The sequence below is a fragment of the Ktedonosporobacter rubrisoli genome (genome assembly GCF_004208415.1).
Classification (GTDB): Bacteria; Chloroflexota; Ktedonobacteria; order Ktedonobacterales; family Ktedonobacteraceae; genus Ktedonosporobacter; species Ktedonosporobacter rubrisoli.
This window is the reverse complement of record NZ_CP035758.1, coordinates 10,719,378-10,741,387: the sequence shown is the minus strand read 5'-3', so window position 1 is coordinate 10,741,387 and position 22,010 is coordinate 10,719,378. Positions and strand designations below refer to the sequence as shown.

The window sequence follows — 22,010 nt, the reverse complement described above, 5'->3', positions numbered from 1 at the left end:
TGCTATTGAACCAAAAAGCCCTCGACATCGAAAAGAGCCAGGTTTTCATCCCGGATAGAAGTCTGAGAATCAAGGCCTCCTACGCACTTACCATCTTGTTTTACAGTATTCGACTAAGCGACGATAATTAATAAAGATCATCAGCAATTCTCAAGAATACTATGAGTAAATGCACTATAGATTAGTTCAATGTGCGCAGCTGTTTTACCCCATATTCCGGAAGGTGGCACGCGCTTTCATAACTCTATTCGTCTGGAAAGGAGATTTCTTGAGGCCTTTAACATATAGCATATTTTTAGTGCATTAATAGTCGATACATCTCTACAGATTTGGGCCATGGAAACGAGGATATAACTCTTGAGTGAGCGTCATCCATAATGATATCAAGATTTCTCCTATTCGGACGAACATGGGTATGGAAGCGCGTGTTACCTGCCTGAAATATTCTTATTATTAGGAGGAGTCTCGTATGGTGAAGTGCGGAACGCCAAATATTTATCAAATGCCTTCTAACGATCTTCGCCTCATGAATATGTATGCTCAACACTTACAGCTAGCGCAAGAACGAGGAGAGAAACCTCTTCCCACACCCATTGCCCTATCGCTTGGAGAACCACACTTTCAAACACCTGAGCATATTAGTGGTGCCGCGATTAAAGCAATTCAGCATGAAGAGATTACCTATGGACCAGCGGCAGGCTGGCCATGGCTAAAAGAGCTTATTGCTGAAAAAATTAAACGTGTAAATAGCTACGACATAACCGTGGATAATACAGCTATTACAATGGGAGGGACGGGAGCTATCCAGACCGCGCTAAACGCGATCTTAGAAGAGGGCGACGAAGTATTAATACCAGATCCGGGCTGGCCGCAGTATAATGCACAAATCACCTGCTCTGGTGGTATACCAGTGCGTTACTCCCTGTCTCCCCAGCATGGATGGCTTCCTGACATTGGACAATTAGAAAGCCTGGTAAACCCGCGTACGCGCATGCTCATTATGAATACTCCAGCTAACCCAACAGGTATAGTATTTCCACAGAACCTTATCGCAGACTTGCTTAACTTTGCGCTTCGCTATGACCTTTACCTTCTCTCCGACGAATGCTATGACGAAATTGTGTTCGATGGCAAACATGTCAGTCCAGCTACTTTCCTAACGCCGAAAGAATTTGAGGCCGGAAATGTTCTTTGCGTTTACAGCTTTTCTAAAACATATGCGATGACAGGATGGCGCGTTGGGTATATTGTGGCAAGTAAAGAAATTATCAAAACTGTCACTCATGTTCTCGACTCTGATTACACCAACATCAGCAAAATCGTCCAGCGAGCCGCTGCGGCTGCCTTAACTGGTCCACAAGCATATGTAGATGAGATGCTAGCTATGTATCGCGCTCATAGGGATCTCGCTCTTAGCATTCTTCAGCGTACTAACCACTATGCCTACACCCCTGGTGGAAGCTTCTACCTGCTGATAGATATTACTCCTCCCGGAGGTCTGCATGCTTATTCCAGAGATTTCGCCTATGATCTCTTGCGCGAACGGAATGTCTTAGTCGCGCCAGGAACAAGTTTTGGCCAGGTTACCTCAAAGTATGTGCGCATCTCATTAACAGCGCCAACAGAGGATATCGCTCGTGGAATTGAGGAAATTTGCGCCTTCATTGATAGATAGAATTACACATTTGCGCAAAAAGAGAAGAAGAAAGGAAAACACACGGTGAGTATTAAACCGATTCATCCTGATGAACTGTTCAACGGGTATGTTGGGGCTAACGTTGCATATGCTTTACAGCAGATCGGCTTGTTTTCAGTATTGACACCGAACAGCAAACTAAAGCCACACGAGATTGCCGTTCGCACTGGCAGTGATCTTCCTCGGCTACAAGCTTTACTGAAAGCTTGTCAAGAACTCGGCTATATCTCATCTCATACTGATGGCTCCGTTTCGCTCTCCACGATGGGCGAAGTACTCCATGGCCAATTAGGCTACTTCACCTGGTCAGTTGGAGGATACGGAGATTTATTGCGCAATTTGGGCAGCCTAACGAGAGGTAAGGAAACCTGGAAGCCTCTTCGCAACGAAGGCATGGTAGCTCTTGGGGCCGACATGAACCATCATTCGTTTATGGAACATATCTTGTTTGAGGTGCTTGATCATCTCTCTTTCCACAAGATTGCTGACTTTGGCTGTGGTAATGGAGGACGCCTGATTTCTTTCTGCCAGCGCTATCCACATATCAAAGGAGTTGGTATTGATATCAGTGCAGACGCGATCAAACTTGCCGAAGATAATGTCAAGCAAAATAATCTTGAAGATCGCCTGGAGATGATCTGTACGAATGTCCTGGAAACCATCAAGACGGATAGATACAAAGAAGTACTGGCCGGTGTCGACCTCGTGAGCAGCTTTATGATGTTGCATGACCTCTATAACATCCCCAGCGTCTGGCCAAGGCTGTTTGATCATTTACGTGAGGCCTTTCCAGGAGTAAAACATTTCCTGTTTGCAGACACGGTAAAGATGCCATCAACCGAAGAGTTAAGCGAACTACCAATTTTCTCCGTTGGTTATGAATTGCTGCACTCCTATATGGATGTGTGCTTACCCACCAAGGCCGAGTACGACGCAATGTTTGCCAGGGCCGGCTTGACGATTGAGATATGTGCTGACTTTGGTACGCCCTATACGTATCTCTATCTCCTACGTGTCTGATCGACCTCGTTAGCGCTTCTAACTCTGTACCTTTTGCTTTTCCTTATAGAGAGTGAGGCGAATGTGCAAATCCCAACATTAAAAGGCTCATATGCAACTTCGATGAAGCGAAAAGCGCCCTTCCTTTTTTGCCCAGGCAAACTTCTTATTAAGAGGAGACGAAGATGAACTGCATCATCCTTCATAGGGACGAGCTTCCCTATGAAAGGAACAGCTATCTGTTCCAGGGCTACCAATATGGAGATACCAACATTACATTTCTCTGGCTTGACATGCCACCGGGGACTGGCCCAGAACTGCATAAACATCCGTACGAAGAGGTCTTTGTCGTACAGGAAGGTCAGGTCACCTTTACGATTAACTCAACTACGCTTGTGGCAGAGGCTGGCCACATTGTAATTGTGCCGCAGGGCACGCCTCACAAATTTATCAATTCCGGCAATGGACCACTTAAGCAGATAGACATCCATCTCAGCCCAAAATTCATTATAGAGTACCTTGAAGAACCCCTAGCAGGACCCTGATAGGGATATGGCAAGGATTCGTTCCCAGGACAGCCATATGAGCCGTTCAATTCGTAGAAGCAGCTTCTACATTCTATCTTTGCTATTACCTACGAGAAGAGCTTCATTTGACGAGCCGATTTTTTCTTTTTCGACTTGGCCTTCGCCTTTTTCTGGGTTTCGGAAGCCACAAAACCAGCCGATTTCTTTTTCGAGGTAACGACCCGGATGTCGTAATTGAGAGGTGGTGGTGGTTGTGTCAAGTCGAGGTGATAGCGACCAAAACGATTAATGTGCTGACGAATAGAGGGAGAAAGAGCCGCGACCACCCGTTCGCCGAGTTCGGCTCCCTCTTGATTCAGTTTCTGTAATGCCTCGCTGATGACATGAACATTGTAGAAAATCAGGCAATTCGCGACCAGGTGATTGAACTTCACGCACTTTCTTTGCTCTATTCGGCGATTGTGTGTGATCACACCCTCTCCTCCAAAAAACGCCCACTTGGCGAAACCATTAAACGCCTCACTCTTGTTCGTGGCGGACTGGATAGTGGAGCGCAACTCAGGATCAGCGAGGTATTGCATCAGAAAGTGCGTGCGGATCACTCACCCCAACTCCTGAAAGGCTTGATAGAGTTTGTTTTTTCGGCTATAGGCTCCCAATTTGCGTAAGATTGTGGAGGGGGCAATCTTCCCAGCTTTGATGGACAGCACAACCCGAATCATATCGGGCAAATGGGTGGCAATGAGGTCCCAATCAATGGCGTCGGAGAAGAGACTGTCGAGGTGTGCGTAATGGATATCTGGGTCAGGACGAAAGAGTGTCAGGTCTTTCCAATTCTTCATCCTTGGCATGAGTGAGATGCCCAGCAAATGAGCCAGCCCAAAGATCGTCGTACTCTGTGCGTGGGTGTCACCATGCACTGTCTCTGGCCGAATGGAGACTTGCTCTTTTTCAAACATATCCAAAATGTATGCCCCCTCATGCACACCACACGGAATGAAGCGGCTAAACAAGGCAATGTACGTATCCGACACATGGTAATACCCAATGCCACCGTATTCACCATACCTAATATGATATTCTGCAAGCAAGTTCTGTTCATACATCTCCCACTTGGTTCCACCGGCAGAGGCGCGTTTTCCTGTTCCCCAATACTTGGGCAAATGGAACCGATTATATGCCTCCGTGACACAGCGGATCGCCTCATCCAGTTTCTCTTCGGTGACATGATGCTGATTGACCCAGGAGAGATCACGACGCTCTACTCCTGTCAGTGACCGGGCAGTTTGAGATGGACCGAGATTACAGCCATAACAAAACGTGAGGGCAACATAGCGGGCCACCGCATCCTCCAGCTTGGCAGCATGGCCGGAGAGGGGGCCGAAAAAGCGCGACCAGTTGAGCCATTGTTCCGTCTGGGTGAGAACATCCAGCAAAGAGATCGGCTTGAGACGTTCTGCCAGGAATTGCTCCAGGGCGGAAAGTCCCTCGGGATCGGCCTGCTTCTCCATTGGACGCAGGATCAATTCCCCTTTTTCAAAGCGCAGATACTCGTTTGAAGGAAAGGCATCATCTGTTTGCTTGATCCTGGCATGGAGCCAGTCGCGCAAGTTGTTGACGAATGCTTGCCCACTGATGGGCAAGCCAACCAGCGTCCCATAAGCACCAACCTGCTGTGCATACTCCTCCCAGGAAATGAGCTCTTCACGGTAGTCAGAATACTGGTCGCTCCCCTCAACGTAGAGATCCCCCGATTTGAGATCCCACAGGATTTGGGAGAACACGGTGATCTCGAAATGCCGTCGAAGGACTTTGTCCGGGCAGGCGCTATGTTTGCTGTGCCCGGTCATAAATTTCCACCAGGCATCCGAGGCGAAGGCCAGATCGACCAGTGGGAGGCGCTGCTCTTCAGGGGTATCAGGATTTTGGACTGTCGCCGTGACAAGCCAATCTCCTTTGCTGTTTTCATGCGCTTTGAGAAAGCACACGACCTCTTCCATGCTTTTATCCTGACTACTGGAGCAGAGTTGCATCACGGAGAGGAGACGGAAGAGCTGCGCCCGATGATTTTTGTAAAAGGGCCAGAGAAACTGTTGATAGTTATTGCCCATGTGAGCGAGGTGTTCTTCACACGACTGCAGGACCTCGCTCTCTTTGCCGCCAATGACCGACGCCATTGCCGCCAGGCGCTCATCAGTGGTCCCCTCTTTTCCATAGGCTACCACCAGATCGCGCAAGGTCAGCACCAGGGCATCTGTGCGGCTCTGATGATTGGCGCGGTACTGGAGAAGCGCATCTTTCCCTTTTTGATGGATAGCCAGTATCCGTTTGATAAACATTTCAGCCAGATCATCTAACGCTCCTGCAGATTGCATCAGGAGGAATGCTGCCGCTAGAGTCAGCCGCTTGTAGGGTTCCAGGTCTTTCATCTCGGTGGCATCGAGAGCCCGTGCTTCTGTCGCAAACTGCTTGACCTTCCCTTCTGCAACGCCTGCAAAGATGTTCGCTGGAAGCAGCTTGCGTTGTTCAGAGACAGCAAATAAGTGGTCAATGAGCAGACGCATATGGGTCAGGGTGGGGCTGGCAGGTTCCTGCTTGAGTAATTCCCAGGGAGAGAGGTGTTGACCTGGCTGGACTGTAAACAGGGCATCAAGAGAGACTCGTGCGTCTTCAGGTATGGCCTGATACACGCGGCGATATAACCCTCGTGTGGTCACCGCTCGCACATGATGGGCTGCCTTGTCGAGCAGCGCGAAGGGCGGTAACTCAAAACGATTCTTGGCCAGCTCATCCAGAGCCACATTCATGAGATCGGCGAGGTCCTCTTTGGTTTTACCTGCTTCTACCATGGCCTTGAGGAAGCAGGTGCGTGCGTCAGGGCCATAGGGTTTGAGTTTCTGTAAGGCCCGAATGAGCAGGATATGCCGTTGTCGCGTTCCACTTGTGTCATAGGTGTCCAGGTCGCAAACGTGGAGTTGAGGCTCAAAAGGCTTGGCAATATGCTCAATGATGGAGGAAGGGACTTCACTCAGGGGCACAAAGCGCCCCAGGCGTTGATACGTTTTGAGCAGGATAAGAAACCCGACTTCGGCAACACGACCTTTGGTAGAGCGATGAGCCATCAAGCGTTCTTGAGGCGTGGGCGTATAGACTTCTGCGAGATCTTTGGCCGAGAGGATCTGCTTGAAGCGAGGATAGGCGGTTCGTTCAATCGCCGTCATAGGCGCATCTCCTGCCCACCAGAAATTTCTATGAGGCTGACCCATAGAGGCGGGCAAATATGCCTATCCAAACGGAGAAGCAGCCTGAGCAACCACGCAAGGCACGCCGCTCTAGGACCATCAGGGTATGCAAAGCTGCTGTCCAGAAAACGTTGATTTCTTGGGACATTGAGCTCAAGAAACCAAAGCTTCTGAATCCGAGAAGTCGCGACTTCTCACACGCTCTCGATCCGGGAGGCTCACCCGACCAACCACGCGCCATGTGGTCGCTCTCGACCGGCGTTAGCTCCGGACGCGGTAGCGGATGTGTGTGGCCTGCGGCGTATCGACCACCCTGACGATCTCTAACTCGACGCGTGACGGCAACACGTCGAAGAGCCGTCGGCCATCGCCGAAGAGCACTGGGATCAAATGGATCTGCAATTCGTCCAGCACCCCGGCTTCGAGTGCCCGTTGGGCCGTATAAGCACCATGTACCAGCACGTTGCGCTCCAGGGCTTCGGCCTTAGCCTGTGCCATCGCGCTGACGATATCAGTCACATACGTCACTAACGGATAGTTGGCCACCGAAGGACCGGGGGGGCGATGGCTGACCACGAAGATGCGGACACCGTTACGCTCTCCGCCCCAGTGATCGACCTGCTCCACGGTCCGCCGACCCGCCACGATCGCCCCGTAAGCGTTCTCTTCGTCTACCACTTCTCCGGCTGGCCCTTTCGGATGAAAGTTCTCCCCGTACCACTCATGCAATCGCATGAAGCCGTCGCCGCCCGGGTTGTCCGGTGTATCGTTGGGACCGGCGATGTAGCCGTCGAGGGACATCGACATATAAAGCACTGATCTAGACATTTGACCTCCTCTGTTCTCGACTTGCGCTGGTGAAACTTCTCACTAGACATCTCTTGCATACGATCTTTCGCATGCTTTCCTCCATATCTGCTTGATAAGCTCCTATCACTTCTCTACAGAGCTGAGACGAGGGAATGTGACTGCCGAGCCTGCCAGCCCTCTATGAGCAGGAGAACGATCAGCAAGGCTTCCGCAGCCTTATCGCTATAGTCCGGCAGGCTTGCCACACTGCTTGCCATGAGATACCACAGCAGAATCGTCAGTGCTGTATATCCAATAAGCAGCCAGCGTGTGAGACGGTGAAACCGCTGAAACCGGCGCTGATAGAGCGCGTAGACCAGGAACAGGTAGCCAATGCAGTTGAGCAGGAACAGGATGGCAAACATCCACAACCCTTCCGAGGTAGCGCCTTCAGGAGGAGGTGCCCCTGTCGAGAGCATCCCGAAGAGAGCGATGCTCAGATAGAGGTGGTACGCTGCTGTATACACGGTGAGCACTATGATTCCTATTCGCAAGATTCCTGGTCTCTTTCTTTCGTCGACTTGACTCATATCTTTTGTCTCTCCTTTCAAGCTTAGAAGCTGCCAGTACAAACCGTATGAAGCCATGGATTCACAAAAACTTCTCCAATCTTGCTCTTTCCTGGGCCTGGAGTCCCAGATCAGCGTGCGGGTTAACCCGAACATCCGCGAGATGCGGGGTTATTTCTTGATGACACGATACCTGATATGAGTAACCAATGGGGTCCCGCTTATTTCAAGAGGTTCAAGTTGCAGACCCGGAACGTTCTCAAAGAGACGTGCTCCCTGCCCCATGGTGACAGGCACGATGTGAGCCATAGCTCATCAAGAAGCCCGGCTGCTAAGTATTGATTGATCGTATTGGCGCCGCCCATGACCGCAACATCTCTCTGTCCAGCCGCTTCCTTTGCGGCAGCGAGGGCTGCTTCAATGCCGTCTGCAATGAAGAAGTAGGTGGTGCCTCCCTCCATGACAATAGGGTCTCGTTTCTTATGAGACAGCACAAAGACCGGTGCATGGTAGACGGGATTGTCTCCCCACCAGCCCTTCCAGTCAGGACTCTCTCGCTTTTCCTTTGGGCCATACATGTTGCTGCCTAGAATGAACGCACCTGCATCCGTAAACGCAGCCTGGTGTTTTTCTGGTTCCTCAACTATCCAGCCATGGAGGATCTTTTCATCGATGTCCCCAAAGGGATTTTCAAAACTCTGGTTGGGTCCGGCAACGAAAGCATCTAATGACATCGTAGGGCCGCTGATAACTTTGTTCATGTGATTTTCTCCTCTCAATGTTATTGCTTGTCCGGTTTAGAGGGCTTCAGCCCTCGTTTTGTGGCCTCTCGCTGCTTTCGAGCGAGAGCAGGGGTAAGCTCAAATGACCAATCTTTTTGAGCACTCCATGAAGTGCTGACTGATCCCTGAGGGTTCCGATCAGCAATGATGTACCGTCTCTCTCATGCTTGATCTGTAATCCCTCTAGCCACTCCTGCCACGATAGATCCAGATGCCCTTTGATGCGAATTGAAACGTACATCTGTTGTCTCCCCTCTCGTACAGGTGTGTTGGATGTTCTCTACTGCTACGAGTATAGCCAGCAGCCGCGCAAGTAACATCACCTGTGTTCGTGAAAGACAGGTGATTGATGATTTGCCTGAAGGCGCGCAATAGATGTCGGTTTCGCGCCGGGTATTCCGCCGGTGGTTTGCATGCGCCGGTCTCTTCGCGATCCAGCAGGAGCGCCCTTTTGCGTCCTGCTCGGTGTGTGATATACTCCTACAATGTTGGGAGGTACGGTGTATCATTGGGAAGAACAAGAAAGACATGGAGCGAAGCAGATGCCCAGATTGCCTCTTCACGTCCTCACCTGGTCGGCGGAGCAGGATTATTATAAGCTCACTACAGGAGAGCAAACCATGCAGCATTTTCATCCAGCAGATGATGCTGCATGGCAGAGCTGGCTTGGCTCGGTCTCCTCCTTTACCTTTCATGGGAGATGTGGCGACCTCAATGTCTATCAAGAGAACCGTTCCAGGGGAGGAGCATACTGGTATGCCTATCATACAGTTGGTAGGCGCACCCACAAGCGCTATCTCGGGCGCACAGCCAGAGTCACTACCGCTCGTTTAGAAGAAGAGGCCCGTATATTAAGAGCCGGAGTTGAAGCCGGAGCTCGCCCTTCACCTGTCCCTCCTGCACAGGCGCCAATCGCGCCTCCTCTGCCATCGGAGGTGTTACTCTCTACCAAGCTCTCTGTCCCCCGACTACCGCCAGGTCTGGTAGAGCGGCCTCGCTTGCTCCGTGATCTGAATACCGTCTCCCTGTATCGTTTGACGTTGATCTCAGCCTCGGCTGGTAGCGGGAAGACCACGTTGCTTGCGGCATGGGATGCTGATTGTGCGCGACGGGCAGACGAGGGGGAAGAAGCCTCCCTTGCCTGGCTTTCCCTGGACGCGCTGGACAATGAGCCGCCCCGCTTTTGGGCCTCAGTCATCGCCGCCCTGCGTACCTGTCTGCCCACAATTGGGCGGGAGGCGCTGGAGCTGCTGCACTCCCAGGATTCGCCTCCACTCTCGGCCATCCTTGCACTCCTGCTCAATGAGTTGGTAAAGGTGGACAGAGATATGGTCCTTATCCTGGATGACTACCATGTAATCGAGGATCTGGCTATCCACGAGTCACTGATCTTCTTGCTTGATCATCTGCCAGACACTCTGCACCTGGTGCTCTCAACACGTACTGATCCCGAACTTCCCCTTTCCCGATTGCGTGTCCGTTCGCAGATGGTCGAGATACGCGAGGGAGATCTCCGCTTTACCGAGCAGGAGACGGCCTCCTTTCTCCTGCAAAGGATGGGCCTCTCTCTTTCAGAAGAAACCGTGGCGATCCTGCAACAACGAACAGAGGGATGGGTCGCGGGCCTGCAACTGGCGGCGCTCTCTTTGCACAAACGGGATGATCTCAATACCTTTATCCAGGACTTTACGGGCTCCCACCGCTTTGTACTGGACTATGTACAGCAGGATATTCTCGCACGATTGCCGCTTCCGCTCCAGCACTTTTTGCTCCAAACATCGATCTTAACGCGCATGAATGCGGCCTTATGCCAGGCAGTGACCTCCGGGTCGGGTGAACTTGCAAGCCAGAAGATGCTGGAGGAACTGGAGAGAGCCAACCTCTTTGTCGTGCCACTGGACGCGAAGCAGCAGTGGTATCGCTACCATGATCTCTTTCGCGAGGCCCTGCGCACTCGTTTGCACGTGAGCCAGCCTGAACTGGTTCCGGGGCTACACCAACGTGCTGCACGCTGGTACGAGGCTCAAGGTGAGATGCGGGAGGCCATTGTCCATGCAATAGCCGCATCTGATTACCCATACGTGGCCCTTCTTTTGGAAAGAGAAGCCCGACGCTTCTGGCTGCGCGGTGAGGCGCAAATTGTCCACAACTGGCTACAGGAGTTGCCAGATGCGATCCTCTGGAAACATGCACGCCTGACTCTCAATACCGAGCTACGTTTGCTCAACGTTGCCCACGAGAGCACCGAAGCGGTATATGCCAGAACCCAGGCCCAGGTAGAACGGACACTTACTCGTATGGAGGCAGGACTGCATAGAAAACCGGAGTCGGGGATCACAGAGGCAGAGGCGGCATTAATTGAACGGCGTATGCGCCTGCTGCGGGCATTAATCGAGTTGAAAGTACTCGTCAAACATGATGACATAGAGCATCAGCAGCTACTTGCTCAAGAAACAGAGAAGCTCCCTCAGGACGAGGAGGTAATCTGGAATATGATTTCGCACTCTATCTCCTTCTGGGTGATCATCTCAGCCGAGGGGGACGGAGCCTCTCTACTCCCACGTCTTCGCGAGATCAAGCAGCAGGCGACTCAGGAAGGTGATTTCCTGGCGACGGTACGTGTGATGCTCTGGCTGGCTATGGCGTCTATCCAGGCCGGGCAACTGCGCCAGGCTGAGCAGGAATGTCGACAGGCGCTGACGCTCATAAAGCAGAGCAATGGACATACACACATAGAAGGATATCTACATCACACCCTCTTCAACGTCTACTACGCGTGGAATAAGCTTGAGGAGGCAGCGGAAGAGGTGAGCTGTTTAAGACACATCGCGCAGCAATGGCAGCAGATGGATCTCCCGATCATAGAGCAAGTCTATTCAGCACAGATCGCGCTAGCCAGGGGAGACCTCTCGGGTGCCGATGAGGCCCTGCAGAAGGGAGAGGCGCTGATTCAGCAGGAGAAATACACCTACTATGCTCCCTGGGTAAGTACTCTTCGTATCCAATGGTGGCTGGCGCAGAAGAACTACTCCCTGGCCTCGCAGTGGGCCGCACAGGCCGCCTTCGCCACCGACGCGTGGAACCCATCACGCAAGTCAGAGTTCCTGGTGTGGGTACGCGTCCTGCTCGCGCTCCGACAGTATTCAGAGGCTGTCCAGATGTTGCAACACTTCAAAGAGCATCTTGACCATCCAGGTAGGAGGTTTCTCGCTATTGAGTTCCTGGGCCTGTACGTAGTGGCCCTCCACCAGAGTGGGGAGAAAGAGCAAGCAGCGCACGCTGCTGTACGCCTGCTCGCGTTGACAGAGCCGGAGGGATATATCCGTGTGTACTTGGATGCTGGCCCTGTACTAAAACAGGTCCTGCAAACGCTGCTCTCTACCGCTCCACGTGAGGGAGCAGATGCGACGACGGTGGGGGCCTTTTCCAGATCCTACGTTTCACGACTGCTCGCAATCTTCGATCAGGAGGAGCGGCGGATGCCTCGTCCCGTTCCCTCCATAGACGCGCCCTCAGACCATCAGCAAAAGCGCCTGTCCTACGCTCCTCAGGCTGAAGAAAATGCCCTTTTGATGGAGCCCCTCTCTCTCCAGGAACGCAAAGTGCTACACCTGCTCGTCGCTGGACGCACCTACGCTGAGATTGCAGAGACCCTCGTTGTCTCCCTCAACACGGTAAAGACCCAGGTGGGCAGTATTTATCGCAAGTTGGGAGTGAGCCGACGTGCCGAGGCCATTTCGGTGGTGACACGCGCCCAACTTCTCTAGCACAGCGGGCGATCCCTGTGGGTCGCCCGCTGTGCAAAAACATGACGCGCCCCCCGTGATGCTGGAGCTTTGACAGGTGCCTCCAGGGCCAGGTAGAGTATACTGGAAAGAATCGTGTAATGAACTCTTTTGCAGCAATGCAAGCGACGGCTGTTCACCGGTTATACTCCAATCCCGGTCACTGCGTTGATGGATTCCGCCCCGCTAGAAAGGTCTTCTCCATTGAGCAACGAATATGTGCAACAGGCATCTGTAGAGGCTGACGGCACTGTACAGGATAGCGCTGCACCGCTGGACCGTCGGCTGGTCTGGCTGATGGCGGTAGTCTGTGCGCTCTCTGTCGCCAATCTCTACTATGTTCAGCCGCTGCTGGCTATGATGGGGCAAAGCTTTCATCTCTCCGTACCAAATCCTTTCAGGCGTTCCACCTACTTCCTTGTTTGATCTGTTTGCCGCCTAAGACGGTTTGACCAAAAAGTGCAAAGAGAGAGTCTATTCCTGAGAATAGACACCTCCATTGCCTTGTGAGAGAGATGGCATCTTCGGGCGAGATTCCTCTTCCGCTTGCTGTTCCAACTATGGGCAAATCCAGAAATGGTTGAGATAGAATGCAAAAGCAGTTTTTATGACTTGAGCGGCTCATATGGCTATCCTGGGAAGGAATCCTTGCCATATCCCTGATACCAACTACATGCAGTATCGTGTACAAAAAACGAGGATGAGGCAAACTGAGGGCAAAGCTGGGGCTTCAGTTTGCCGCGATACCCCGGCCCGAAAAAGATTGTTGCGCCGAACAAAACTTAGAGTCTGGTGAAAGCTGGCACCTGCTCAGCGATGTTCCTTGTTATGCAACCATCAGGATTTCTCCAAATGCAGCTCCCAGAATAGTTCTGGCTCCTTCTGATGAATGATGAACTTCTCTAGCCAGGATGGCGCACCTTTGTCTGTGCAGAGAATGAAGCGCCATGCCTTTCTTGCTGCTCTGCTTTCACCAGGATGGAGCCAGTTCTTAGAATTCCACTATTCTCCCTTTATGCCTTTACGGCTGCTAGAGGTGGAAAGTATATTTGTACTGGGGAGCCTCGCCGTTAGTTATCTTCCCGATTGAAGTTAGAGTAACCTCGCCCTGGATATGGGAGTAGGCTCCTGTTCCGCCAACTATCGCATAAACTGTATTGGCCTGCTGATCGTTTTGCGCTCCTGAAATGACAATATTGCCATCAGGCAACATCAGTGTCCAGTCACATTGAAAGACGGTCTCGCTGGCAAAGAAACACTCACCATCAGAAGAGCCAATGACATTTTCGTTGTTGGCATCGTAAACCTGGTTAGCGAATTCTATGCGGTCTCCAGTTTTGTGGTTCGGATTGCCAAAGAAGTGAGCTTGATTATGCTCGTAGACTGGGGCCAGATTTTTGTTGGAACTGGCATGTGCTAAACTGCCCTGGCTCATCTGGCTCATAGTGAACAGAACTGCTCCCAAAATAGAAAAGGTTAGCAGCGCAAATGGTAGTAAACGTTTCATCTAGAGACTCCTTTTATAAATGAATAGTCGCGAATCTGGTTCCTTTTTTTGCGGGCTTGCTATGTTTCTGGAAGAAGTACCAGATAACAGCGCCGTTCTTGCCCTTTGGAGGCTTTTTCGAGCAAGTTATTGCATACCTGCTTCTATTAAGGAGTATACAGAGCTGGAAAAATGGTAGAGTTCAATGAAATCTTGCCGCCTTACTATCGTTGAGATACAGAAATCAAAAGTTATTCCGAACACAGTTAATGAGGGGAAGTTTAGCCCTCTAGAAAAATGACCAGCAGACTTTTGCGCAAGGTTTGCCTTCTCGGACGACGCGCAGAGAGGTCTCAGAACCTATAATCTCAATGATGCATGGGCTGCTGGCTGTTGTCAGCCGCCGAAGGCAAAGGAAAGGAAGGAGGAGATGAGCAATTATGAAGGTAAAGGCGCTTGTATGGATGGGGATCAAAACAGAGAAGTTTGCTGAGGTAGAGCTGTTCCTGCAAAACGTTATGGATTTGCCATTGACATATCGCGGGCACGATTTCACGCTTTTTCAACTCCCAAGCGGAGATAAGGTCGAGATCTTCAGCCCAGATGAAACTAACCAACATTTTGCGCCCGATTCCATCGCCTGTGGTTTCCTGGTCGAGGATATTTATCAGGCGAGCCAGGAGTTGGTGCAAGCGGGAATCGAACTGATAGGGCCAGTGCACGATGATAGGCCCGATGGTTATGCCTGGCAACACTTTCGAGGCCCCGATGGCAACCTCTACGAACTCGTCTATGATCCGGAACGAAGCTAGAATAGGCTCAACCATTGGAAGATTCGCCGCAACATTCGTGGCCTGAGTTTACAAATAAGGAGAAATACCTCTGCTTTCTGGGAAGAAGCGCAAGAGTGTGCTTGTTCACAAGCCAATTTCTTGAAGCGCCAGATCCGCCTAACACACAAAAATGGCGCGAGATGATACGCGCCAAAAGTGAGTCGAGCAGCTTTCAATAGTTGAGTTGCTCACTCTCTATGCAAAAATCCCACATTTCGTGCTGATAAGGATTCACTATTTACGCCCTTTACCTGTACTTCCGCGCAACCTATGTCTCTTTAAAAATTTGGGGTATGCTCCACATGGCTCAGCATCTCAGCAACTCCTACCTTCCACCTCAGTAATTACTTTGCCCTCTGGTGGCAACAACCTTCACTCCGCCCCTAGAAATCTTGACCTCTAACAAATGGGAGTCTATAATTTATTCACAAATAAACAATATTTGTGAAAGTGAGAAGTTATGGGTGTTGATGAGAAAGAACGCGAACGGACCATCCTAGATGTGACCGCTGATCTGCTGCTTCGACATGGATACAATAAATTGACGATGAGCGATGTTGCCGATGCCGTGGGTTTAAACCGCAAGCTGGTCTATCTGTTGTTCCCATCAAAGGATGCTTTGGTAGAAGCTGTGCTCCTCCGGGAAATGAACATCTATCTGAAAATGTGGAATCACTATCTCGATAGCGATCCTTTGGGAGGTTCGGTCGGCAGCGTCTATCGGAGTCTACTCGTTGTCCTCAAGCAGTTACCATTGATGACTGCAATGTATATCAGGGACGAGCAGACGTTTGGCAAATATCTCTCAAGACCAGGCAATATCTTTGCCTATTGGCCGCCTGATCCCGGCCCAACACGTGATTTTCTCCAGGTAATGCAAGCAGCTGGGGTTGTTCGTCAGGACATCAACACGAGAGCAATTGCCTTCATCCTGGATGCTCTGGCTCCTTCCATCCTTGTTGCCCTCTCTTCTCATAAGAGGGTAGCGCCCGATGACTCCAACAGGCAGGATCGGCCATCTTTTGCAGAGCTGGTAGAAACGGTTGCCGAGTTCTGCGAGCTCTTGCTCGCGCCGCAAGCGGGGGCGAACCTCGAAGCAGGAAAAGCGTTAATGCGCAGACAAGCCGAAGAGATGCAGGCGCAATTGACCGCTGCATTGAACAAAAGAAGAGAGAAAGCTCATGACGAAGGAGATGCCTCGCCGTTTGCCGATCCTGGGAAGACCTTGTAAAAATTGAAAGGGAAACATACATGAATGCATATGTACTTGGTTTTCGGGAAATCGATAAAACAAAGCTTGCGCACGTTGGAGGTAAAGGCGCGAACCTTGGAGAACTCTCCAGGATTGAGGGGATACGAGTACCTGAGGGTTTTTGTATTACCACCAAAGCGTATAAAGCAATCGTCGGTAATAATGAAGAGATTCATTTATTGCTTGATCAGTTGTCCCTCCTAAAAGGAGACAACCGGGAAGGCATTAGTGGAATCAGCGCAAAAATCCGCAAGCTCATCGAAGGGATAGCTATCCCGAAGCGTATCGATAATGAGATTACCAGTCATCTTGAACAACTTGGTGAACACAATGCGTATGCCGTACGTTCCAGTGCTACCGCGGAGGATCTTCCAACAGCCTCATTTGCCGGGCAGCAAGATACCTATTTAAATATTATCGGAAAAGATGCCATCTTGCAGCATATCAGCAAGTGCTGGGCCTCGCTCTTTACCGACCGTGCCGTAACCTATCGCATTCAAAATGGCTTCGATCACCGCAAGGTCCTTCTGTCTGTGGTCATCCAGCGAATGGTCTTCCCTCAGGCTGCGGGGATCATGTTCACTGCCGATCCCATCACTTCCAACAGGAAGGTTACATCCATCGATGCAAGCTGTGGGCTCGGTGAAGCGCTGGTCTCCGGTCTAGTTAATGCAGATATCTATAAGGTACGCGACGGCAGAATCGTTGACAAGAAGATATCAAATAAGAAGCTGGCAATCTACGCCTTAAAAGAAGGGGGAACTGAGGAGAAGAGGATCGAGGCCGGACGCCAGAATATGCAAACACTGACAGATAGACAGATTTTACAGCTTGAACATATGGGAAGAAGTATCGAGGCATATTTCGGCCGCCCCCAGGATATTGAATGGTGTCAGGCTGACGATACCTTCTCTATCGTACAGAGCCGTCCCATCACCACCCTTTATCCCCTACCGGACGTTCAGAATGGGAAAAGCCATGTGTATGTGTCTTTTAGCCATCAACAGATGATGACAGATGCCATGAAACCATTGGGGATATCTTTTTTTCAATTCGGCTTCGAGGGAACTCCCCTCTTTCAAATCGGCGGAAGGTTGTTCTTCGATTTGGCGCCAGATTTGGCTTCTCCCCTTGGGCGATGGATAGCCCTCTTCGCTCTGGGCAAAATCGACCCACTCATGTACAACGCGCTCAAGGGCTTAATGAAGCGAAAAGCTTTTATGAAAACATTGTCGCACGGGAAAAGAGCCTTTGATATGGGTGCAGGATATTTCTCATGGGCACTACCCATCCAGGCCATCAAGATATACCGCAAAAACGACGCAACCATCGTTCAAAAGCTCATGTCTCAGAATAAGGCATCTATGAGAGATCGGCAGCAAAGGATGGCAAACCTGTCTGGCGACGAACTATTTGCCTTTATTCTCCAGGCGCATATGCAATTAAAAGATGCCATGTATGATCCACGCAACATGGGCACAATTTACGTTGGGACTTATGTAGCAACCTGGCTGAACAAGAACATGAAAAAGTGGCTGGGTGAAAAGAGTGCCGCAGATTCACTTACCCAATCAGTAGCCAACAACGTGACATCTGAAATGGGGCTGGACCTGTTGGATGTTGCCGACGCCGTTAGGCCCTATCCAGCGGTGATGGAGTATCTGCAACACGCCAATGACGAGACGTTTTTTGCAGATCTTGCTAGACTGGAAGGTGGCGATGCTGTCAGCCACTCCATACAGGCGTATCTTGAAAAATATGGCATGCGTTGTGCCGGCGAGATCGATATCACAAGGCCTCGGTGGAGCGAACAGCCGAGCACGCTGGCCCCCATAATTCTTAGCACCATCAAAAGCGTTGCCCCGGGTACCCATAATGCCCTATTTGAGCAGGGTCTGCTGGAAGCGCAGCAGAAGGAGCAGGATCTCCTCAACCGTTTGGAACAGTTGCCCGATGGAAAACACAAGGCGAACAAGACCAAAAAGATGATTAGCCGTTTGCGCAATTTTATTGGCTATCGAGAATACCCGAAGTACTTGATGGTTTGGCATTACTGGATCATCAAGCAGGCTCTACTGAAGGAGGCCATCAAACTCGTGCAGCAAGGCGTTATCCGGGAGAAGGAGGATATCTATTTTCTCACTTTTGAGGAACTCCGGGAGGCCGTTCGTACAAACCAACTTGATTACAGCCTCATAACGCAGCGAAAAAAGGAATATGAGATCTATGAGAAGTTGACGCCTCCGCGCGTGATGACCTCCGAGGGCGAGGTTCTATCCGGCGAATACGATACCGCTAACATCCCGAAAGATGCTTTGGCGGGCATACCTGTTTCATCTGGCACTGTCGAAGGGCGGGCTCGGGTCATTTTAAATATGGAGGATGCCGACAATCTAGAGGAAGATGAAATTCTTGTCACCACATATACCGACCCTAGTTGGACACCGGTTTTTCTCTCCATAAAGGGCTTAGTGACGGAAGTGGGCGGAATGATGACCCACGGCGCTGTAGTTGCCAGAGAGTACGGCCTGTCTGCAGTTGTAGGCGTGGAAAACGCTACCAGGCTGATAAAAAATGGGCAAAGAATTCGGGTCAATGGAACGGAAGGGTATGTAGAAATCCTCCAGGACGGGAGTGATTTATGAATAGAGATAAAGGAGTTTTATCAAGAGCAAAAATTTCACATACTGAAATGTCTACATGCTGTTGATCTCGGCTATGAACGTTCCAGGTTAACCTTGAGCCACGATTTTGCTGGCACGGAATATTCGAGGGTGTAATATTTTACCAGGCAAGACAGACGTGATCCAGCTCCTGGTTCTCTGAGGGCTGCCCTGGCGGCTCTCCCTGCTCAACTGCGTGGACAAGGCAAGGTGCACGCGCATAGTGCGGTGTTAGCAATGGCAGTATGCGCCATACTACCTAGCGCTACAGATCCTACACACAAGCCCAGCAACGTGAAGCCGCTCACTATCAGCAATCGTAGCACGTTACGAATCAACTGAAATGTCGTGGTCTCTCCTACCAAAGGGAACTGCTTCATGAAGTCATTAACAGGGCTAGCGTAAAGTCTAGATAACGCCAGGATCACACTGACAGGCCAATGCTTCTATCGCGTCACTTCATGTCACGAACTTCCTTTAATAACTCAATGCCTCTCCAGAGTCGCTCGCGATTGGTGCGTTCAGCTTGAAGCCCATGAATTTGCAGCTGTCTGCTAAAGGCTCGGCGGGAGAGAGGAAAACGTTCTTGATGATCCTTCACCCATTCTTCATAAGCTCGCCAGAGGTCGCTAGCTCGGCACCTGGCCTGAGGGTGTAGTTCACAGCAAGCAGTGAAGAATGCTGTAAGTGGATCAGCTTCTTCGCCCGCAGTTTTTCTAGAGCAGGGGCCACGAGATATCTTAAGCGGGGGCAGGATTGCTTGCCAAGCTTCTTCCTCTTGTGTATGCAGTTGGTCATTCATAATCCTCGTAGTACTTCTCTTCCTTGCAAACGATCGTTGATAATCAGCTCTTGCTTTTACAGTTTCGGGATGACCTTTGCCTAAACATTGTTCGAAGATCGTATAAGTACGTTGGAACAGCGACCGGGCCTGCTTATGATGTCCTTGCTTCTCATACAATAATGCCAGATCATATAGTGTTTGCGCAGTTTCGGGATGGCGCTGTCCCAGATGTTCTTCCCTGATCTGCAAAGCTCGCTGATAGAGCGCATATGCCTGCTCATACTTCCCTTGCTCTCTGTAGATATTTGCCTGGTCGGTAAGTGGCTCGGCCAGATTGGGATGCTCAGGTCCCAAAGCTTGCTCCGATATATCCAATACACGCTGATAGAGCGCATGAGCCTGCTCATACTTCCCTTGCTCTCTATAAACACTCGCCATGTTGGCGAGCGGAATGGCCAGGATGGGATGCTGCGGGCCCCAGGCCTGTTCAACAATGTCTAATGCTCGCTGGCATACATTTTGGGCCTTTTCATATTTTCTCTGCTCCCTATAGAGGTTCGTCAGGTTAGAGAGCGGGGCGACTATCTGGGGATGTTCAGGCCCTAGTGCCTGCTCCCAGATCTGTAAAGCACGCAGGTACAGGGGCTCGGCCTGTGCATATTTTCCCTGCCTGAAGTAAAGGATCGCCAGATTATTGAGTGTGTTGGCTATATCGGGGTTTTTATCTTCTCCTGCTTGTTCTATAATGTACAATGCACGTAGGCACGCGCGCTCCGCTTGTTCATATTTCCCCTGGTTCTTGTAGAGTATTGCCAGGTTGTTGAGGGTTTGAGCCACCAATGGATGGTGAGGTCCTAAGGCTTGCTCTCGGATATGTAAAGCCCGCTGGCATAATGCCTCACCCTGCTCGTTCTTCCCTTGTTCAGAGAAGAGGAGGGCAAGCCCATTGAGTGGGAAGGCTACCAATGGATGGTGAGGTCCTAAGGCTTGCTCTCGGATATGTAAGGCTCTTTGATATAATGCCTGGGCTTGTTCATATTGCACACGGATGAGTAGATAAGCGGCAGTTTTCCATAACACATTTGCCAGTTCCAGATCTTCCAAGTGATCCGACATAGCTGTGGCATACAATAGCACATGCGGTAAGAGGCGTTCGCATTGCTTCCAATCGCAGTGGGTTGGTTCAGGGTAAATAGCATTTAGTGCTGCGATAATTCTCTTCTTCCACATCATTTGCTCTTGCTCGCTCAGCTCCTCACGCAGGACTACCTGTACAAGATTATGAAGAGAAATAGTTTGTGTCTCGGGGAAGCGCTGCACCAGAGATAAGCTTCGTAAGATAGCTATAGCCTGGTCGAGTTGGCAAGGATCAGCTGCAACAAGATCAAGCGTCTCTCCCAGAGAAGTGACGCTAGACTTAAATAGTTCCTCAGGAATGGCTTTAGGGGACAAAAATGCACAACAACATAAGAAATCAAAAGCTACAGGGCTGCGCTGTCTGATTCGCCGGAAGGCCAGCAGGAGAGTAGCCACAACAGATCGAGGATGATCCCCTGTTGGAGTGCCACGTTGCGAGAGTAACTGCTTACGCCGCTTCTCATAACACTGTTGGTAATCCATGAGACTGCATCCCGTTTCATCAATATAGGCCCCGGCCTGATCGAGAGCCAGGGGTAACCCCTCCATCATCCTAACCAGTTCGCAGGTCGTGGTATATACATTTGTGCAGTATTCGGCAAGATTGTGCATCTGTGAGTTAGTCGCTTCAGTAGGAAGGACACCACTACGGCGCAACAAAAATAGCATGCCTTCCTCTTGCGACATTGACATTAGTTCAATTTTGCGCGCAAGCGTGCCTAGCACAGGATTTCGGGTGGTGAGAAGAATCGCACCCTGATAAGTTGGAGGCAAAAAGCGAAACAAGAGCTCAAAATCTTCAACATTATCACAAATTAACAACCACTCTTTGTGGCTGCTCAGCCAACGATGCACAGCTGTCACTATTCGGTGCTGATCAGCTTCCCCCCGTCCTGGAAGTTGGAGCAGGTCAGCAATGTATAGCAGGCTAGCGATAATACTTTCATTAGTTTCTGCAGCGATCCAGAGGAGGGCGCTATAAGAGAACGCGTACCGATAGGCGTATTCCAGAGCTGTCTGTGTTTTACCAATTCCTCCCAGGCCATGGATGGCACATGATCTGATCAGCCCTCCCGCTTGATCAGGGACCAGGTACGCGTGCATGGTCTCCAGTACCGCTTCGCGTCCCGTAAAGAATGGATTGCGCCGCAGAGGAATCCCCCAATAAGGAGCCAATCCGGCCAAACTTGCTTCTAGAAGTTCTCGCGTCTCTTCCTCATCAAGAGAGAGATGCCAGGCCAGTTCCAGTACCAGCCCTCGGCTCTCGGGCAAATAGGAACCTAGTTCCCACGAAGAAATCGTATTTGCATGCATGCTAAGCCGCTGCGCTAATTGCTTTTGCGTCATACCTGCTCGCTTGCGAAAGCGCATCAGAACTGAGCCAAAATTGCCCTGAAGGCGCCTTACACCTGTCATAGCTTGCTCCTCTCTATGCAAATTGGTGCAAGAAAAATAGAATCCCTCCT

Annotated in this window: 13 protein-coding genes and 2 pseudogenes; 8 read left to right on the top strand and 7 right to left on the bottom strand. The window is 50.7% G+C overall.

The window, feature by feature from the left end:
- The first annotated feature begins 469 nt into the window (after window positions 1–469).
- The 3 genes from EPA93_RS45810 (at window position 470) to EPA93_RS45800 (ending at window position 3,240) form a co-directional block, all read left to right on the top strand.
- Window positions 470–1,675 carry a pyridoxal phosphate-dependent aminotransferase gene (locus EPA93_RS45810; RefSeq protein ID WP_129893963.1) on the top strand — a complete coding sequence of 402 codons (1,206 nt, stop codon included), beginning with the start codon at window positions 470–472 and terminating at the stop codon, window positions 1,673–1,675.
- Between the two features lie 45 nt (window positions 1,676–1,720).
- Window positions 1,721–2,716, top strand: a complete 996-nt coding sequence (locus EPA93_RS45805; RefSeq protein WP_129893962.1) for a class I SAM-dependent methyltransferase — start codon at window positions 1,721–1,723, stop codon at window positions 2,714–2,716.
- A gap of 164 nt (window positions 2,717–2,880) precedes the next feature.
- Window positions 2,881–3,240, top strand: a complete 360-nt coding sequence (locus tag EPA93_RS45800; protein WP_129893961.1) for a cupin domain-containing protein — start codon at window positions 2,881–2,883, stop codon at window positions 3,238–3,240.
- Between the two features lie 89 nt (window positions 3,241–3,329).
- Here EPA93_RS45800 and EPA93_RS45795 read toward each other — a convergent pair.
- The 5 genes and pseudogenes from EPA93_RS45795 to EPA93_RS45775 form a co-directional block, all read right to left on the bottom strand.
- A pseudogene (locus EPA93_RS45795) lies at window positions 3,330–6,443 on the bottom strand (Tn3 family transposase).
- Between the two features lie 282 nt (window positions 6,444–6,725).
- Window positions 6,726–7,292 carry a dihydrofolate reductase family protein gene (locus tag EPA93_RS45790; protein WP_129893960.1) on the bottom strand — a complete coding sequence of 189 codons (567 nt, stop codon included), beginning with the start codon at window positions 7,290–7,292 and terminating at the stop codon, window positions 6,726–6,728.
- Window positions 7,293–7,405: 113 nt separating this feature from the next.
- Entirely contained in the window at window positions 7,406–7,843 is a 438-nt protein-coding gene (locus tag EPA93_RS45785) for a hypothetical protein (RefSeq protein WP_129893959.1), read from the bottom strand.
- Window positions 7,844–7,993: 150 nt separating this feature from the next.
- A pseudogene (locus tag EPA93_RS45780) lies at window positions 7,994–8,583 on the bottom strand (dihydrofolate reductase family protein).
- 46 nt (window positions 8,584–8,629) lie between these two features.
- Complete coding sequence (locus EPA93_RS45775) at window positions 8,630–8,845, bottom strand: hypothetical protein (RefSeq protein WP_129893958.1); 216 nt, start codon at window positions 8,843–8,845, stop codon at window positions 8,630–8,632.
- A gap of 301 nt (window positions 8,846–9,146) precedes the next feature.
- On the opposite strand from EPA93_RS45775, the gene EPA93_RS45770 reads away from it, so the two are divergent.
- Entirely contained in the window at window positions 9,147–12,371 is a 3,225-nt protein-coding gene (locus EPA93_RS45770) for a DUF6788 family protein (RefSeq protein ID WP_129893957.1), read from the top strand.
- A gap of 237 nt (window positions 12,372–12,608) precedes the next feature.
- Window positions 12,609–12,815: a hypothetical protein gene (locus EPA93_RS45765; RefSeq protein ID WP_129893956.1), complete on the top strand. Its 207-nt coding sequence runs from the start codon at window positions 12,609–12,611 to the stop codon at window positions 12,813–12,815.
- A 604-nt stretch (window positions 12,816–13,419) separates the two neighbouring features.
- Here the strand turns inward: EPA93_RS45765 and EPA93_RS45760 are convergent.
- Window positions 13,420–13,896 carry a hypothetical protein gene (locus tag EPA93_RS45760; RefSeq protein ID WP_129893955.1) on the bottom strand — a complete coding sequence of 159 codons (477 nt, stop codon included), beginning with the start codon at window positions 13,894–13,896 and terminating at the stop codon, window positions 13,420–13,422.
- 419 nt (window positions 13,897–14,315) lie between these two features.
- On the opposite strand from EPA93_RS45760, the gene EPA93_RS45755 reads away from it, so the two are divergent.
- From EPA93_RS45755 to ppsA, 3 genes are all read left to right on the top strand, one after another.
- Window positions 14,316–14,687 carry a VOC family protein gene (locus EPA93_RS45755; RefSeq protein ID WP_129893954.1) on the top strand — a complete coding sequence of 124 codons (372 nt, stop codon included), beginning with the start codon at window positions 14,316–14,318 and terminating at the stop codon, window positions 14,685–14,687.
- Between the two features lie 481 nt (window positions 14,688–15,168).
- Window positions 15,169–15,939: a TetR/AcrR family transcriptional regulator gene (locus tag EPA93_RS45750; protein WP_129893953.1), complete on the top strand. Its 771-nt coding sequence runs from the start codon at window positions 15,169–15,171 to the stop codon at window positions 15,937–15,939.
- A gap of 20 nt (window positions 15,940–15,959) precedes the next feature.
- Entirely contained in the window at window positions 15,960–18,605 is a 2,646-nt protein-coding gene (ppsA, locus tag EPA93_RS45745) for a phosphoenolpyruvate synthase (RefSeq protein WP_129893952.1), read from the top strand.
- 472 nt (window positions 18,606–19,077) lie between these two features.
- Here the strand turns inward: ppsA and fxsT are convergent, their stop codons facing one another.
- On the bottom strand, window positions 19,078–21,960 hold the full coding sequence (gene fxsT, locus EPA93_RS45740) for an FxSxx-COOH system tetratricopeptide repeat protein (RefSeq protein ID WP_129893951.1): 2,883 nt from the start codon (window positions 21,958–21,960) through the stop codon (window positions 19,078–19,080).
- Window positions 21,961–22,010 lie beyond the last annotated feature (50 nt).

What these genes read in the sequence shown, in the direction of transcription:
- EPA93_RS45755 (WP_129893954.1), top strand. Translation starts at nt 14,316, where the DNA reads ATGAAGGTAAAGGCGCTTGTATGGATGGGGATCAAAACAGAGAAGTTT.
- EPA93_RS45750 (WP_129893953.1), top strand. Translation starts at nt 15,169, where the DNA reads ATGGGTGTTGATGAGAAAGAACGCGAACGGACCATCCTAGATGTGACC.
- EPA93_RS45800 (WP_129893961.1), top strand. Translation starts at nt 2,881, where the DNA reads ATGAACTGCATCATCCTTCATAGGGACGAGCTTCCCTATGAAAGGAAC.
- EPA93_RS45785 (WP_129893959.1), bottom strand. Translation starts at nt 7,843, where the DNA reads ATGAGTCAAGTCGACGAAAGAAAGAGACCAGGAATCTTGCGAATAGGA.
- ppsA (WP_129893952.1), top strand. Translation starts at nt 15,960, where the DNA reads ATGAATGCATATGTACTTGGTTTTCGGGAAATCGATAAAACAAAGCTT.
- EPA93_RS45790 (WP_129893960.1), bottom strand. Translation starts at nt 7,292, where the DNA reads ATGTCTAGATCAGTGCTTTATATGTCGATGTCCCTCGACGGCTACATC.
- EPA93_RS45770 (WP_129893957.1), top strand. Translation starts at nt 9,147, where the DNA reads ATGCCCAGATTGCCTCTTCACGTCCTCACCTGGTCGGCGGAGCAGGAT.
- EPA93_RS45775 (WP_129893958.1), bottom strand. Translation starts at nt 8,845, where the DNA reads ATGTACGTTTCAATTCGCATCAAAGGGCATCTGGATCTATCGTGGCAG.
- EPA93_RS45760 (WP_129893955.1), bottom strand. Translation starts at nt 13,896, where the DNA reads ATGAAACGTTTACTACCATTTGCGCTGCTAACCTTTTCTATTTTGGGA.
- fxsT (WP_129893951.1), bottom strand. Translation starts at nt 21,960, where the DNA reads ATGACAGGTGTAAGGCGCCTTCAGGGCAATTTTGGCTCAGTTCTGATG.
- EPA93_RS45810 (WP_129893963.1), top strand. Translation starts at nt 470, where the DNA reads ATGGTGAAGTGCGGAACGCCAAATATTTATCAAATGCCTTCTAACGAT.